This window comes from Pseudomonas sp. SAR267 (genome assembly GCF_052077595.1).
Taxonomy (GTDB): domain Bacteria; phylum Pseudomonadota; class Gammaproteobacteria; order Pseudomonadales; family Pseudomonadaceae; genus Aquipseudomonas; species Aquipseudomonas vlassakiae.
The window spans coordinates 5,186,758-5,199,469 of the sequence record NZ_JBQIHU010000001.1 but is presented as its reverse complement, the minus strand read 5'-3'; the positions used below and the strand labels follow the sequence as shown (position 1 = coordinate 5,199,469).

Annotated in this window: 21 protein-coding genes and 1 pseudogene; 15 read left to right on the top strand and 7 right to left on the bottom strand. The window is 58.4% G+C overall.

From position 1 onward, the window contains the following. The 3 genes from ACTORR_RS24420 to ACTORR_RS24410 all read right to left on the bottom strand — a co-directional run bounded on the left by ACTORR_RS24420 (position 1) and on the right by ACTORR_RS24410 (position 2,009). Positions 1–813: an ATP-binding protein gene (locus tag ACTORR_RS24420; RefSeq protein ID WP_441343946.1), complete on the bottom strand. Its 813-nt coding sequence runs from the start codon at positions 811–813 to the stop codon at positions 1–3. After that, a complete protein-coding gene (locus ACTORR_RS24415; RefSeq protein ID WP_441343945.1) occupies positions 803–1,645 on the bottom strand; it encodes a replication protein in 843 nt (280 codons plus the stop codon). Before ACTORR_RS24415 ends, ACTORR_RS24420 begins: the two co-directional genes overlap by 11 nt. A gap of 139 nt (positions 1,646–1,784) precedes the next feature. Continuing rightward, entirely contained in the window at positions 1,785–2,009 is a 225-nt protein-coding gene (locus tag ACTORR_RS24410) for a helix-turn-helix transcriptional regulator (protein WP_301424465.1), read from the bottom strand. 104 nt (positions 2,010–2,113) lie between these two features. Here ACTORR_RS24410 and ACTORR_RS24405 point away from each other — a divergent pair, with 104 nt between their 5' ends. From ACTORR_RS24405 to ACTORR_RS24365, 9 genes are all read left to right on the top strand, one after another. Next, the gene (locus tag ACTORR_RS24405) at positions 2,114–2,842 is read left to right on the top strand and encodes an XRE family transcriptional regulator (RefSeq protein WP_301424464.1); all 729 of its coding nucleotides are present in this window, start codon (positions 2,114–2,116) and stop codon (positions 2,840–2,842) included. Between the two features lie 355 nt (positions 2,843–3,197). After that, positions 3,198–3,635, top strand: coding sequence for a tellurite resistance TerB family protein (locus tag ACTORR_RS24400; protein WP_441343944.1), 438 nt, complete (start codon positions 3,198–3,200; stop codon positions 3,633–3,635). Beyond that, positions 3,632–3,826 (top strand): hypothetical protein, encoded by a 195-nt coding sequence (locus tag ACTORR_RS24395; RefSeq protein WP_441343943.1) that lies wholly within the window; start codon positions 3,632–3,634, stop codon positions 3,824–3,826. Before ACTORR_RS24400 ends, ACTORR_RS24395 begins: the two co-directional genes overlap by 4 nt. 234 nt (positions 3,827–4,060) lie before the next feature. Then, positions 4,061–4,444, top strand: a complete 384-nt coding sequence (locus tag ACTORR_RS24390; RefSeq protein WP_441343942.1) for a response regulator transcription factor — start codon at positions 4,061–4,063, stop codon at positions 4,442–4,444. 18 nt (positions 4,445–4,462) lie between these two features. Beyond that, entirely contained in the window at positions 4,463–4,732 is a 270-nt protein-coding gene (locus ACTORR_RS24385) for a hypothetical protein (RefSeq protein WP_441343941.1), read from the top strand. Continuing rightward, positions 4,729–5,271: a hypothetical protein gene (locus ACTORR_RS24380; protein WP_441343940.1), complete on the top strand. Its 543-nt coding sequence runs from the start codon at positions 4,729–4,731 to the stop codon at positions 5,269–5,271. Before ACTORR_RS24385 ends, ACTORR_RS24380 begins: the two co-directional genes overlap by 4 nt. Before the next feature lie 81 nt (positions 5,272–5,352). Beyond that, a complete protein-coding gene (locus ACTORR_RS24375; RefSeq protein WP_313446888.1) occupies positions 5,353–5,601 on the top strand; it encodes a hypothetical protein in 249 nt (82 codons plus the stop codon). A gap of 77 nt (positions 5,602–5,678) precedes the next feature. Next, positions 5,679–6,689 carry a nucleoid-associated protein YejK gene (gene yejK / locus ACTORR_RS24370; protein WP_441343939.1) on the top strand — a complete coding sequence of 337 codons (1,011 nt, stop codon included), beginning with the start codon at positions 5,679–5,681 and terminating at the stop codon, positions 6,687–6,689. Between the two features lie 14 nt (positions 6,690–6,703). Continuing rightward, complete coding sequence (locus ACTORR_RS24365; protein ID WP_441343938.1) at positions 6,704–7,309, top strand: hypothetical protein; 606 nt, start codon at positions 6,704–6,706, stop codon at positions 7,307–7,309. 77 nt (positions 7,310–7,386) lie between these two features. Here the strand turns inward: ACTORR_RS24365 and ACTORR_RS24360 are convergent, their stop codons facing one another. Continuing rightward, positions 7,387–7,962, bottom strand: coding sequence for a hypothetical protein (locus ACTORR_RS24360; RefSeq protein ID WP_441343937.1), 576 nt, complete (start codon positions 7,960–7,962; stop codon positions 7,387–7,389). Between the two features lie 71 nt (positions 7,963–8,033). Between ACTORR_RS24360 and ACTORR_RS24355 the strand changes: the two genes are divergently transcribed. Then, positions 8,034–8,588, top strand: coding sequence for a hypothetical protein (locus ACTORR_RS24355; RefSeq protein ID WP_441343936.1), 555 nt, complete (start codon positions 8,034–8,036; stop codon positions 8,586–8,588). Beyond that, positions 8,585–8,845 carry a hypothetical protein gene (locus ACTORR_RS24350; RefSeq protein WP_441343935.1) on the top strand — a complete coding sequence of 87 codons (261 nt, stop codon included), beginning with the start codon at positions 8,585–8,587 and terminating at the stop codon, positions 8,843–8,845. Before ACTORR_RS24355 ends, ACTORR_RS24350 begins: the two co-directional genes overlap by 4 nt. Before the next feature lie 20 nt (positions 8,846–8,865). Here the strand turns inward: ACTORR_RS24350 and ACTORR_RS24345 are convergent, their stop codons facing one another. Together ACTORR_RS24345 and ACTORR_RS24340 are read right to left on the bottom strand one after the other, a co-directional pair. Then, positions 8,866–9,147 (bottom strand): hypothetical protein, encoded by a 282-nt coding sequence (locus tag ACTORR_RS24345; protein ID WP_441343934.1) that lies wholly within the window; start codon positions 9,145–9,147, stop codon positions 8,866–8,868. A gap of 105 nt (positions 9,148–9,252) precedes the next feature. Continuing rightward, positions 9,253–9,549 (bottom strand): hypothetical protein, encoded by a 297-nt coding sequence (locus tag ACTORR_RS24340; RefSeq protein WP_441343933.1) that lies wholly within the window; start codon positions 9,547–9,549, stop codon positions 9,253–9,255. A 460-nt stretch (positions 9,550–10,009) separates the two neighbouring features. Here ACTORR_RS24340 and ACTORR_RS24335 point away from each other — a divergent pair. The 4 genes and pseudogenes from ACTORR_RS24335 to ACTORR_RS24320 all read left to right on the top strand — a co-directional run. Continuing rightward, a pseudogene (locus ACTORR_RS24335) lies at positions 10,010–10,717 on the top strand (hypothetical protein); the annotation flags it as partial. 179 nt (positions 10,718–10,896) lie between these two features. Further along, entirely contained in the window at positions 10,897–11,148 is a 252-nt protein-coding gene (locus ACTORR_RS24330; protein ID WP_441343932.1) for a hypothetical protein, read from the top strand. Continuing rightward, the gene (locus tag ACTORR_RS24325; protein WP_441343931.1) at positions 11,145–11,528 is read left to right on the top strand and encodes an ASCH domain-containing protein; all 384 of its coding nucleotides are present in this window, start codon (positions 11,145–11,147) and stop codon (positions 11,526–11,528) included. Before ACTORR_RS24330 ends, ACTORR_RS24325 begins: the two co-directional genes overlap by 4 nt. Continuing rightward, complete coding sequence (locus tag ACTORR_RS24320) at positions 11,525–11,956, top strand: phage protein NinX family protein (protein WP_441343930.1); 432 nt, start codon at positions 11,525–11,527, stop codon at positions 11,954–11,956. The genes ACTORR_RS24325 and ACTORR_RS24320 overlap by 4 nt, the downstream gene beginning before the upstream one ends. Before the next feature lie 10 nt (positions 11,957–11,966). Here the strand turns inward: ACTORR_RS24320 and ACTORR_RS24315 are convergent, their stop codons facing one another. Further along, positions 11,967–12,686 carry a hypothetical protein gene (locus ACTORR_RS24315; RefSeq protein ID WP_441343929.1) on the bottom strand — a complete coding sequence of 240 codons (720 nt, stop codon included), beginning with the start codon at positions 12,684–12,686 and terminating at the stop codon, positions 11,967–11,969. Positions 12,687–12,712 lie beyond the last annotated feature (26 nt).

Genomic DNA, 12,712 nt, shown 5'->3' with positions numbered 1-12,712 from the left:
TCAGGACTCCTTCTCGCCGCGGTGCGATTCCCACTCGAAGGGCACAATCACCCCTCCGCCCTCGCGAAGGCGGTCGTAGCAGCGCTCGCCCATGGCATGGCGCAGCTGGTCTCGGTCGAGGTTGGAAATCACCACCGTGGGGCGCATCTGCTCGTAGCGCCCGTTGATGATTGAAAACAGGGTGGTCAGCTCGAATTCACTCGGCTGTTCCTTACTCGCGCCGACCTCGTCCAGCACCAGCAGCGACGGCTCGATCAGGCTAGACAGGATGTCGGCCTCGGACTGCTCGCTATGGCGGTCGTAAGTGGCGCGGATGGACTGCAGGATCGCGCCCACCGTGCGATACACGGCCGTTGCCGACGTGTTGCGCATCAGCTCGTTGGCCATACCGGCGCCCAGGTGGGTCTTGCCGGTACCGACCTTGCCCAGCAGCATCAGGCAACGCCCGGTACGTTCGATCTCTTCGAACGCGGCCACGTAGCGCGTGCAATAGGCCAACGCCTTGCGCTGGCCTTCGTGCTCGACGCGGTAGTTTGCCAGGGTGCGCTCGGCGAAGCGCTTCGGTATCAGCGCTGAACCCAGCTTGCGGGTCATGGCCTCGCGCTTCAGGCGGGTTTCCTCGGCCTGCTGCTTGGCCTGGCGCTCGGCAATGGCGACCTTTTCGCACTCAGGGCAGCGGCCAACAATCTCGCGCCCCATCAGCATGGTCACCCGCTGTTCGAAGTCGCCGTGATGCTCGCAGTGCGCAGGCTGGACGCGGAAACCAGCGGCGTTTCGCACGTCGGACATGGTAATCACCGATTCAGATCGCATAGGTGCCGTCCCCACGCTCGGCCAAGCCGGCGGTGTAGTCGCGCTCGTTGAAGCCGTGGTGACGGCTATGGGGCTTGCCATGGGTTGGCAGCTGGGCACTGATGCGCTTGGCGATCCAGTCCACTTCGAAGCCCTGCCAGCCGTTCTCCACGGCGACAGCCAGGGCCTGAGCCGGCTGTACACCGTAGGCCTTGCACTGCTCGAGCTTGGAATTCAGGGTCGACCAGACGCGAGCGGTCAGAGGGGCGCGCTTGGCCTTTCGGACCGCCAGGTAGTCAGCGATCAGGGATTCGCTCAGGCTGTGGGGATTGTCAGCCAGCATCGCGGCCTTCCCGAACGGAGCCTTGCGCTCAGCCTTGGCCGCTCCGCTGGGGGGGCATGTAATCTCTTCCGAAGGAAGAGTTACATAGGGGGTTTGTTTCTTAGAATAAAGAAGGGAGTCGGCGGTTTTGGTCTGTTTCGACTCCTCGCCGATTCGGACCACTTCAGCCGAGTCGGCTGTTTTGGTCTGTTTCGGATCAACGTAGATCCAGTCCTTCGGGTCATTCACACCGATGTCACCCCGTGCACCGCCCTCGCGGAACAGGACACGGCGCCGCAGCAGGCTGGAAACAGCCTTGGACACGGTGTCAGGGTGAGCGTGGATGGCTTTCGCAATGTCGGTAGCTGGGATGCGCTGAGCACCCGCACCGAAGTTGATGGTGGCCTTGGCCACGTACAGCACAATCTTCATCTCCCGGGCTGGGAGATCGATAGCCAGCAGGCCATCCATGAGCTGGTTGTCCATCCGGGTGAACCCCCTGGACTTGTCAAGTGGGACGATGTTTGTCATGCTTCAACTCGTTCGAAAGTTGTAGAGAAAGCCGCCCCGCCAGGCGGTTTTTTTTCGTCTGCGATTCCGGTACTGGATGGATTCGCAGGTGTTTCGGTCATCTACTGGCTCATCGCCAGTTCACACATACTTCATCTCATCAGGCCGCCGACTTTCCGCAGTCTGGCGAAGGGAAGACATCGTCCAGGTCGCAGGCAGCGCCGAGAGAGTTCAGCGCCGCGACGATCTTCCTAGCCTCCTCAAGGCCTGGACTCCGTCGGCCAGCCTCATAATTGGCGAGGCGCGACTGGTTCCAGTTGAGAGCTCTCCGAAGCTTTGCCTGACTGATCTCCGCCCCCTCTCGGATCTTGCGAATGTTGTTCATAGGGGTTCCTCGTTGACTTGGCCTCAGGATAAACACGCATCGTGTTAATGGCAATCACAAAGAGTGAAAGCACGACATTTCATAACGTGATTAGAATCGCGACCATGAAAGAAACCCTCGGACAACGAATCAAACGTCACCGCAAGGCCGCGGGACTATCCCAGGCGGCGCTGGCATCTGCCTGCGGCTGGAAATCTCAATCGCGAGTTGGTAACTACGAAGCAGACAGCCGAGAGCCGTCGCTTGCCGACCTGCGGCTGATCGCTAAAGCGCTCCGTGTAGACGAATCGGAAATAATCCTGGATTACAAACCGAGCGCTCCTGAGCCCTCCCAGAATCCAATCCAGGCGAACGCAACGCTGCTGGGCCCCATTGAAGTCTGGGATGACGACACGCCATTGGATGAGGACGAGGTCTATGTGCCATACCTGAAAGAGGTTGAGCTTTCGGCAGGCCAAGGCCGCACCGTTGTTGAACAGTCTCACACCCGACGCCTACGGTTTGGCAAGCTCACCTTACGCCGCCAGAACGTTCAGCCAAGCGAGGCAGTGTGCGTCACCGTAGGCGGCAACAGTATGGAACCTGTGCTCCCCGACGGTAGCACTGTCGGCGTAGACCAGGGTGCTACGACCGTAGTCGACGGCAAAATGTACGCCATCAACCATGGCGGCCAGCTCCGGGTGAAAACTCTGTACAGACTTCCTGGTGGCGGCATTCGCATGCGGAGCTTTAACCGCGACGAGCATCCTGACGAGGAATACAGCGCAGAAGAGATGATCACCAAAGAAATCATCATTCTCGGAAAGGTCTTCTGGTCATCAGTCCTCTGGTAATCCCTCTCAATCCAACGTGAAGCCCGGCCATGCGCCGGGCTTTTTGTCGCCTACGATAAAAATAATCACATTTCGTGTTGACATGAATAAACACGTTGCGTGATATTAGCGGCACGCCGGATGAACACCGGCCTGGTCAACAGGCATTCACGAATGCCGCCGCTCTTTAAAAACCAGCAGACGAGCCACCAGGCGCCGAGTGAATCCGGCCGTTGAGCCCTGGTGGACAGTACGCAACACAGCAAGCTTCCTCGCTCGACATGTCGGCCCGCAGGTTTGCTGAGCAACACCGATTTCACTGGCTGGCCTTGGCGACAGGGCCAGACGGGAAATCAACCCCACGGAGCAACACCCCATGCTTGGAAAACTGTTCGGCAAGAAAGGTCGTGAAGCCCGCGCTGCTATGCAGGTGGTTCAGAACCGCGACCTGATGCAGGCGATCGTCTACGGCGCCTTCTACGTCGCCGCTGCCGATGGCGAGATCGGCGAAGACGAGATCAAGAAGACCGAAAAGCTGATCGCCAACACGCCTCAGCTCAAAGGCTTCGGGCCGGAGCTGTCCAACACCATGGACCGCGCCGAAAAAGACTTCCACGACGGCGGCCATCGCATCCTGCGCATGAACGCCGAGAAGGAGCTGAAGGACCTGGCCCACTCGCCGGAAGAAGCGGCCATCGTCATCAACGTCATGCTGACCATCGCCGAGGCCTCGGGCGACATCGACGACAAGGAAATGGCCGCACTTGAGAAGTCGGCGAAGCTGATGGGCCTGAGCCTCAAGGACTACCTGTGAAGCGAGTGATCGCTTCGGCGCTGATCTTGATCGGCGCAATCTGGCTGATTTTTCGCCTGATCGACTGGGGCGGCTGCGCCTGGTACGGCCACCAGACAGAGCGCGAGACACGCTATGCCGCCTTTGTCGGCTGCATGGTCAAGACCCACATCGGCTGGGTTCCTCGCGCTGAGCTGCGCACTCAGCAGTGACAACCAGCGCCACGTCAGCCTGACGATAACTGCCCGATCTACCTGGTTCCCCATCACCAGGCTGCATCGGCGTGTGATCTGAATGCGCAGGCTTGCGCACAACTGGAAGTGGTCAGCCCGTCAGGCGTTTGCCGGGGTAGCACCAGCGGCGGCCAGGTAAAGCTGAGTCGAAAGAATGACCCCGGCGCCGAGCCGGCCAGATCACACACCAATGCAGCCCACCGAGGACACTTCATGGAAACGATCACTTGCGGCTCATGGATTGGCCAGCTCGGCAAGGCGCTGGCTCCCCGTGAGCTCGAAGCACTGCTGTGGGTGGCTCAAGGCCTCACCACCAAAGAGATTGCTAAGCAGATGGCGATCAGCCCGGGCACCGTGGCCAACCGCATCGAGGACGCGGTGTTCAAGCTGGAGGCGAAGAAGCGCCTGGACGCCGTGGTGAAGGCTATGCACCAACAGATCATCAACCCTCTCTGCATCGCCCTCGCCTGCCTCATCGCCATGCATGCGGTGATCGACGACGGCGACCCGATGCGCCGCGACCGTCGCGCCCCTGAGCGCCGCACCGCCCAAGTTCGAATCGTTCGCAAGGCTGAGGCCTTCGAGCTCCACGCCTGACCCACCCGAGGATCAACCATGCAGACAACAATGCACCCGGCCTTCCAAGAGAAGGTGGACATGCTGACGGCGCTTCTTGCGCGAACCCAGGAAGCCCGCGACGAGGCATTTGCAAGGATCGGTAAGGGCGCCCCTCGCTATCAGGCCTCTGGCAAAGGGAAGATCTGGGACATTGTTGAGATCGCGACGGGCACCAAACAAGGCTTCGCCTTTACTTATGAGACCGCTCTCCGGTTTGTAGACGCGATGGAGGCCGGGGCAGCGAGCAAGGGAGGTGGACTGCAGTGAACAGCTCCCAACAACAGGACCAGCGCGAGGCAGTGCTGGCCCAGCTCAATGCGAGCATCGACAGCTTCTTTGGCAGCGGCGGTGTTGTCCAGGTGCTGCCCGGTACCGGTTACGTGCCGCCCAGGCCGCGCCGCGAAACTGTCAACGTTGAAGTCAGCGAGGCCGCCGAGAAGCAGGTGTCAGCGCGCCAGCAGCGCCTGGATGAGATCCGCGAGCTGGCAAAGACCATGACCTACAAAGAGGCCATGGCCCATACCGGACTTTCCCAATCAGCGCTTGTCAGGGCTGCGTCGCGTGGAAATTTCAAGTTCAAGCGCGACCCGAATTACGGCATGAGCAATTACGGCAAGAAGCTCAGCGACCCCGTCGAAGACAGGGAAAAGGCTGAGCGGATCATTGCCTATCGCAATGTGGGGATGACCAGGGCGGATGTAGTCCGGGCCTTGGAGATCTCCTACAAGCAGCTGGGAAGAATTATTAGGGAGTTCAAGATCGAGTTCCCAACTACCGCTGAGAAACGAGCGAAACGCAAAGCATGAAACGCATCACCGCGCGCGTCCGGCACGGCCGGCGCCAGCAGCACATCAATCTGCCGCCCAGCGGCCTGGGAGGTATCAGCAATGGCGAAGACGCCAACCCAGCGAAAGAAAGAACAGCGCGAGCGGGACAAGCTGACGAAAGAGGAGCGCGAAGCCCTCTTGCTGTCACGCCGCATTGTCACGGACCTCTATCACAACACGGACAACGCGCTTAAACGCTCGATGGCCCGCGCCGGTATCGAGGAAGAGCAGGACCTGATTTCACGCCTCATCCACGGCGCCGATCGCCTCACGGACAAGCAGCTCGAAAAGCTGATTCGTACAACGTGACATGTCGCCGTGACAGGCGATCCCGATAAAACAGACCCATTGCCACCATGCCGCACGCCGGCCACGGAGAATCACCCATGCCCATTCGCCACGCAGTGATGCACTTCATCGAAAAGAAGCCAGACGGCAGCCCAGCGGCCCTGCAAATGGCCAGCGCCAGCCTGCCGGAAAGCGGCGCCATCGAAAATCTGGTGCACGATGTCAACGACGGCTACAACGGCAAGACCGGCAAGGCCTGGGGCTTCTTCCACGGCGAATCCGGCGCCTTCCCCCTCAGCGGATGGCTGGCCAAGGTCGTCAGCGGCGACATGCAGTTCATCGACTTCACGCGCACCGCGGTTGAGCACCTGATGCGCCTCATGCAGGAATCCAACCTGGCTGTCGGCGGTCATGTTCTCTTCGCCCTGTACCAGCAAGGCATGACCGACTACCTGACCATCGCAATCCTGCGCCAGGCTGAGACGATCTCGGTTGCGGATGACCTCACCGTTTCCGTGTCGCGCCACCTGGACACCAGCGCCCTTCACTTCGCGGCCAGGATCAACCTCAGCGAGTGGAAGCACAACCCGGCGTCGCGCCAGTACATCTCGTTCATCAAGAGCAAGAACGGCCGCAAGGCTTCCGACTACTTCCGCGACTTCATCGGTTGCCAGGAGGGGATCGACAGCCCGGGCGAGACGCGCACGCTGCTTAAGGCTTTCGCCGACTTCGTGAAGGCTGAGGACTTGGCAGACGAGGCCGCCAGCGAGAGGAGCCACAACCTGGTGGCCTACGCCCAGGCACAAGGAAAACTCGGCGAGCCGGTCAGCTTGGACGAAATTTCCGAGCTGCTGAATGAGGAAAGCCCCAAGACCTTCGCCGACTTTATCCGGGCAGGTGAATACGGGATCTCCGAGAGCTTCGCAGCCGACAAGCGCACTCTCAATCAATACCGGCGCTACACCGGCCGCGCTGAAGGCATGTCGATCAGCTTCGAAGCGCACCTGCTTGGCAAGCGCGTCGAGTTCGACCAGGACAGCGCCAGCCTAACCATCAAGAACCTGCCGACGCAGCTGATCAGCCAGCTGAAACGCTCTGCCGCAGCCTGATCAAGGAGAAAGCCATGATCGATGCCACCGAGAAGCAGCTCGGCCTGCTCTGGCACACCCTGGGCCTTTGCGCTGAGCGATCAGATCGCCGCAGCATCAGCCGCAACCACTTCCTAACCAGCCCAGGCTACGACGACTCGAACAACCTGGATGTGCTGGTGGCTGCAGGCTTGATGACTCGCGGAAAGGCACCGGCCTTCTGCTCCGAGGACGAGGTGGTGTATCGCGCCACTGACGAGGGCAAACAGTTCGCCTTGGACAAGCTGCCACCGCCCCCTCCTCCGGCCAAGCGCACCAAGTTCGATGCCTACCTCGACGAGTGCGAGTGCTATGACGGCTTCGCTCACTTCCTCGGCATCAACATGCCGCAGTACCAGCAGCGCGGCGATTGGGGTGCACGGGAGTACCGGATGGTTCGCTACCCCCGCGGGAGCGCGTACCGGCAATACCGCCGCCATTACGACTTCGCGCGGTGGTCACCCTACGAGACGCTTGAGGTCGTGGGCGGATGGGCGCCGACCCTGAAGGAAGCCAAGGCAAGCTACAAGGTAGCCCTCAAGGAGTTCCGCGCCAAGCCCAAGATGCCGCTCAACGACTTCGATCGCCTTTACTCCGCCTGACCCTCCAGCGCTGCCCGCCAGCGCCTTCCCCTATTCAACGATAACGCCTCAAAACAGCGCTTTCAGAGCGCGGAAGACTAGATAGTGACAGCCGATCCAGTTGATGCTTTGGTGAGCAAACTTTTAAGTGCCCAACCTGAAACACCGACAACAGCAGCACCAAACGTCGTCAACAGAATCATTAGCATACCCCACAATCGGTCGTAATCAAGCTTTGACGCAACTAAGCAATCATTAAACTGCTTAACCAATAGCTCATGATCCTTCCGCAACATAGGAACTACTAGAGCTTTCTCGGGATCGCTAGCAATAGCGCTTTCCAAGAGTTTCAACCGGCGCGAGAGATCATCTAACTTTCCATCCATCACGGACAAATCCATATTTGGATAGCTTTTATCAGCAGATTCCCTCATAGCTGCCACAATTGAATTTACGGACTTTATCTCCGCATTCAGACTATCCAACTTCTCTTTCGCAGAAAAATCGAAGCTAACAGGACTGCTTAAGAAAGAAGCCCAATTTTTCGCTTCCTTTTTTGTGCCCACAAATTCCGTAAAAGTAACAACTGACGTAACTATTGAACCCACCATTACCGCTGCCAATAGGCTTGCTGAAAATGCTTTCACTGGTGATATTTTGACCTCGTAACTCATACTGTCTCCTGAAATTCTGAAGCCAATCATTGTCGCTGGGATTTTGCCAGCAAGGTCGTTGAGATTGCCATATGCCCACAGAAAACCGATCCAGCAACACCGAGATGGTCAGCGCCAGCGAAATGACCGAATGCCAGTTCCACACCAACTGCGGCGGTTGGTGCGAGACGCGTCGCGAGCTGGAGCACAACCTGTGCGAGCACTGTCTAGAATCGCATGACGAAGAGATGGCTGAGCCAGCGACAGCCCCACAGCCTACCCCAGAACCAGCGACACCATATGGCTGGCACGTTGAATGGGCCGACTCAGGCGATCACTACCTGTTCACTAAGGTAGAGAAGCGCATTGAAGCCCTGCGTCTTGATTCAGACGTCAAGGTCGTCCAGCTCTACACCCACGCCTACCCTGGCGAGGTTGAGCGGCTGTCACAGATCATTCGCGACCTCAACGATGAGCGTGATGAGATCGGTGCTGACGCCGGCAGGCTGCGCGCCCAGCTGGCCGAGCGGGATGCGCTGCTAAAAGAAGTGCTGATCAAAACTGACAAATGGATGCTGCCTGACCTGTACGAGCGCATTCGCCTGTCGTTCAAGTCCACCAGCGCAGAGCCGGAGTCAGCGTCGTGAAGACGCACTTCGCACCATTCGCCGACCTGGAAGACGTTGAGCAAGCGCCATGCGGCACCTGGCTGGGGGAATCCTCCGAGCTCTCACGCGACTGGGCCATGGTCGATTGCCGACTGTGCCGGAAGCGCAAGAGCAACATCACCAAGGCCGCAGCGGCCGAGGAACGCGCCATCATCGAGCAGATGGGCGACATGGTGGCCTTTATGCGCGCGGAAGACTCCGCCCCGCAAGAGAACATTTGTACTCCAAAGCTGTAACCCCTCTCCCCTCTATACACTCAGCGAGGGCTGAGCCGCTGACCTGCTATCCAGTCGTTGGCGCGCTGGAGCGCCCAGGCCATTGCAGCCGTCATCGTCTGCCCTTTGCAGTCTGGGTAGCTTTCTTCAAGAAGCATAAGCCCCTTCTGGCCATAGATGCCGAAGAAGAGCTGGGTAACGTTCTCTTTTGAGGTGCGCACCTGGATGTTGATGAGGGTGCCGCAGGAAAGGCGCTCATCGTAGTTGCGGAAGTGCAACTCCGGATCGGCCCACTCCCAATAAATTTTGCCTCGCTTGCGCATCCAACGGACCTTCAACTCAGATTCTTGACTGGTGAGACAGCATACAGAGCTGCTACATCGAATCCACTACCGAAGGTGAGCATTACGATTTTTTACAACTTCTGGTCACTTGGCAGCCTTGATAGGAACAATCGCTGTCCCTTCAGCCGCCACGCGGCGAGCGCGGCCCACGCCCCACGCCAGTGCCCTGGTCATTGACTCACCAGGTCGCGAATCGAACGCCTCCTCATGAATTGCGGCGCCGCTTGAAGCGTATACCCCGATAAACATTTGGGTCGCTCCTGTAGGTGACAGCCGGACCTGCACGTCGATGAAACTGCCATCGCTTAACGTTTCCTCGTGAGAACGCTGGTGGAGCGTAGGGTCGGCCCACGACCAGAAAACATCGCCACGGATTCGCATGTCGCACTCCTACGACTTTCGTTAATTTTGGGAGGGTGTAAATCCAAAAAATAGCGAAAGCGAAGCTGTTATCAACCGCAGCAGAGGATGTTGAGAACTGAATCGGACAAGCGGAGCCATCAGCTTGCGTCCGGTGGCTCTGGGACATGCATCGTAGCGGCAAACGCCATCCAATCTTCAAAGATACGTCGGTGCTCGTCGCAATCGGAGCGCCAGCTGGAGGAAGACGTCACACCATACACAACCTGACTCATAGTTCGAGCAGTGTATGTATCGAGCTCTCGAAGCAGTTCGTACGCACGAAACTGTTGATCCCTGCTGATAGAGCTCATGTGATCCACCACCGTTGATGAGGAGCGATGTACTCCTCGTGACCGGTGGACACCCCGCCACAGATTAAAGTCACCAGAATTTAAACTTTTTTCTCTAACTGCCGCGATATGGCGGCCAAGGCGAAGCTATGTCTCAAGCAAAGGAACGACCGATCCTGTTCAGCGGGCCTATGGTCCGCGCCATCCTGGAAGGCCGGAAGACGGTCACCCGCCGCGCGCTGAAGATTCAGCCCCGCACCCCTGGCGACATCGGGAGCTACGGCCGTGGCCAGCCATTCATTCGCCACCCGGACCCGACCAAGCGAAACCCTGGATGCCCTTATGGTCGGCCAGGTGATCGCCTGTGGGTGCGGGAAACCTGCTTCATCAACGACTACCGGGAGGCCAAAGTCCCCGTTGACGAGCGAGCCAGCGTTGATGTGGTTTACCGCGCCGATCCATTACCGGACTGGGAGGGTGAAGAGAGCCTGATTACCTGGCGGCCCAGCATTCACATGCCGCGCTGGGCCAGCCGCATCCTGCTGGAGCTTACCGACGTTCGCGTAGAACGACTGCAGGACATCAGCGACGACCAGGCCAAGGCCGAAGGCATGGTGTACACCGACTTCGGCATGCAAGAGCGGCCCGGCAAGGTCAGCGTGGACGGTGGCAAGACATACCACCCAGTGAAGCCACGGCAGGCTCCAGGCTGGCACTCTGGCGATGCAACCCACCCTGACCAATGCCTCGACCGAGCCAGATGGGCGTTCGCGAACCTCTGGGAAAAGATCAACGGCGAGTACAGCTGGGACGCCAACCCATGGGTCTGGGTCGTCGAGTTCAAGGTGATTAAACCGTGCGACTACCAGGGCAGGCACTTCGGCGCGCCGTATCCCGATGCTCAGTGCGTTTATGGCTTCCTGTGGGATGAGGACAGCTGCGATGTGCCAGGCGGCCCACTGCTAAGCGGCGGCGACATCCCCTGCCCGAAGTGCAATGCAGAAGCCTATGCCGACCACCAGCGGGAGATGAGCCAATGACCCGCCTCGCCCTCTGCCTCCTGCTGCTGGCCGCCGGCGCCAGCGCAACCGAGAACGTCATCGACGTGCAGCACGACAGCCAGCGCGGCGTCACCTGCTACCTGCTGAATGGGGTCGGCATCAGCTGCATCCCCGACAGCCAGCTGCAGGCCGGCAACCAGCGCCAGCTCTCCCCGCACGAAACACAACCCGAACCTACACCCGCACTGGCGCCTGGGCGCTGGATTGATGAGAGGTATGAGCTGTGAAAGCACTTTCAATTCGCCAGCCTTGGGCCTGGCTGATCATCAGCGGCGATAAGGACATCGAGAATCGAACCTGGCACACGAAGTTCCGAGGTCGTTTCTTGGTACACGCCGCCAACGGCATGACCCGTCGAGAGTTCCTTTCGGCGTTTGATTTCATGGCCAGCAGGGGGATCAAGCCGCCCTTCCCGGTGCCGCCTGACAACCTGTTGAGAGGCGGAATCATTGGCTCAGTCGAGCTTATCGACAGCGTCGATCACAGCGAATCGCCCTGGTACATGGGCGGGAAAGGGTTCGTGCTGCGCGATCCAAAGCCGCTCCCGTTTGTCCCGATGAAGGGGCGCCTAGGATTCTTTGATGTGCCCGCCGAGGTGCTGGTATGACCGACCTGATCGAAGTGAGGTCATCCAACCTGGTTGGCGTGGCGCTGGACTGGGCGGTGGGCATTGCTGATGGCCGAGAGCTGGAACTGCCGAGCGCGTTTCGTGGGCGCAAGTGTGTCGTGTGGTGCGATCCGTTCGTGATCAGGCGCGAAGGCCGTCCCGATTTCCACGACAAGACCCGCCGGCATTGGCGTCCCTCCACCGAATGGAGTGATGGCGGACCGCTTATCGACAAATACCAAGGCAGCGTGAGGCATGACAAGCACCTCAATGATGGGCCTTGCCGCTACGCCGGTGGCACTGGCATGGATTCGCCCTGGTCCTACGGGCCAACTCCACTGATCGCATTCTGCCGATCATTTGTCCTCGCCAAGCTCGGCGATACCGTCCAGGTGCCGAAGGAGCTGATGCCATGTTCCTGCCCCTGATGTACATGGCCTACCTGATCGACTTTGAAATCCGCCAACCGTCAGTAGGCTCTACCACCATCAATGAGGTGTCCTTATTTAAAAGTAAGATTTTACCGTTGGCTGAATCGACGACGAAGTGAACTTCCGCAAAGCCCTCTTTATAAGCCTTCATCATTTTCGCTCTATTATTATCCGCTAGCTCCTGTGCATATTCCTGAGCGTGAACAATTGGAAACCCGACCAATACTGAGTAGGACAGCACAGAAAATAGAGCCACATTAAAAACTTTGAATATTACATGCCCGCTAGATACTGGATGCATGCAGTTCGCAGCCGCAACCACTAGGCTCAGCAACGTCCAAGACATTACCCAGTAGCTTTTATAAACCGAACCCCACGCCCCATCAGAATACTCGTCGTAGACAATAATTACAGCAAACAGCACAAAGAATGGGTAGCAAACAATGCGAGCCATCCACAGCAAATGCTGCTCGGTTACTACTGGACTCTGGGTAACGACAACTAAAACCAGCAGCCCGATAGCGCCATATACTGCATTCCAAATCCCCCTAACCACAAACTCAATAAATGTGAAGCCGCTCAAAAACCAACGAGCATCGAAAAACTCTAAATAGGCCGAACTATAAAAATAGCCAGCGCAGAAGGCCACTCCCAAAAATAGAACAGAGCAACCCGCAAGCTTACCGAGAAAATCAATCAGATTAGAAAGTTCACCACTATTACCCATAACCATCCCTGAACTTTTTCATTGAG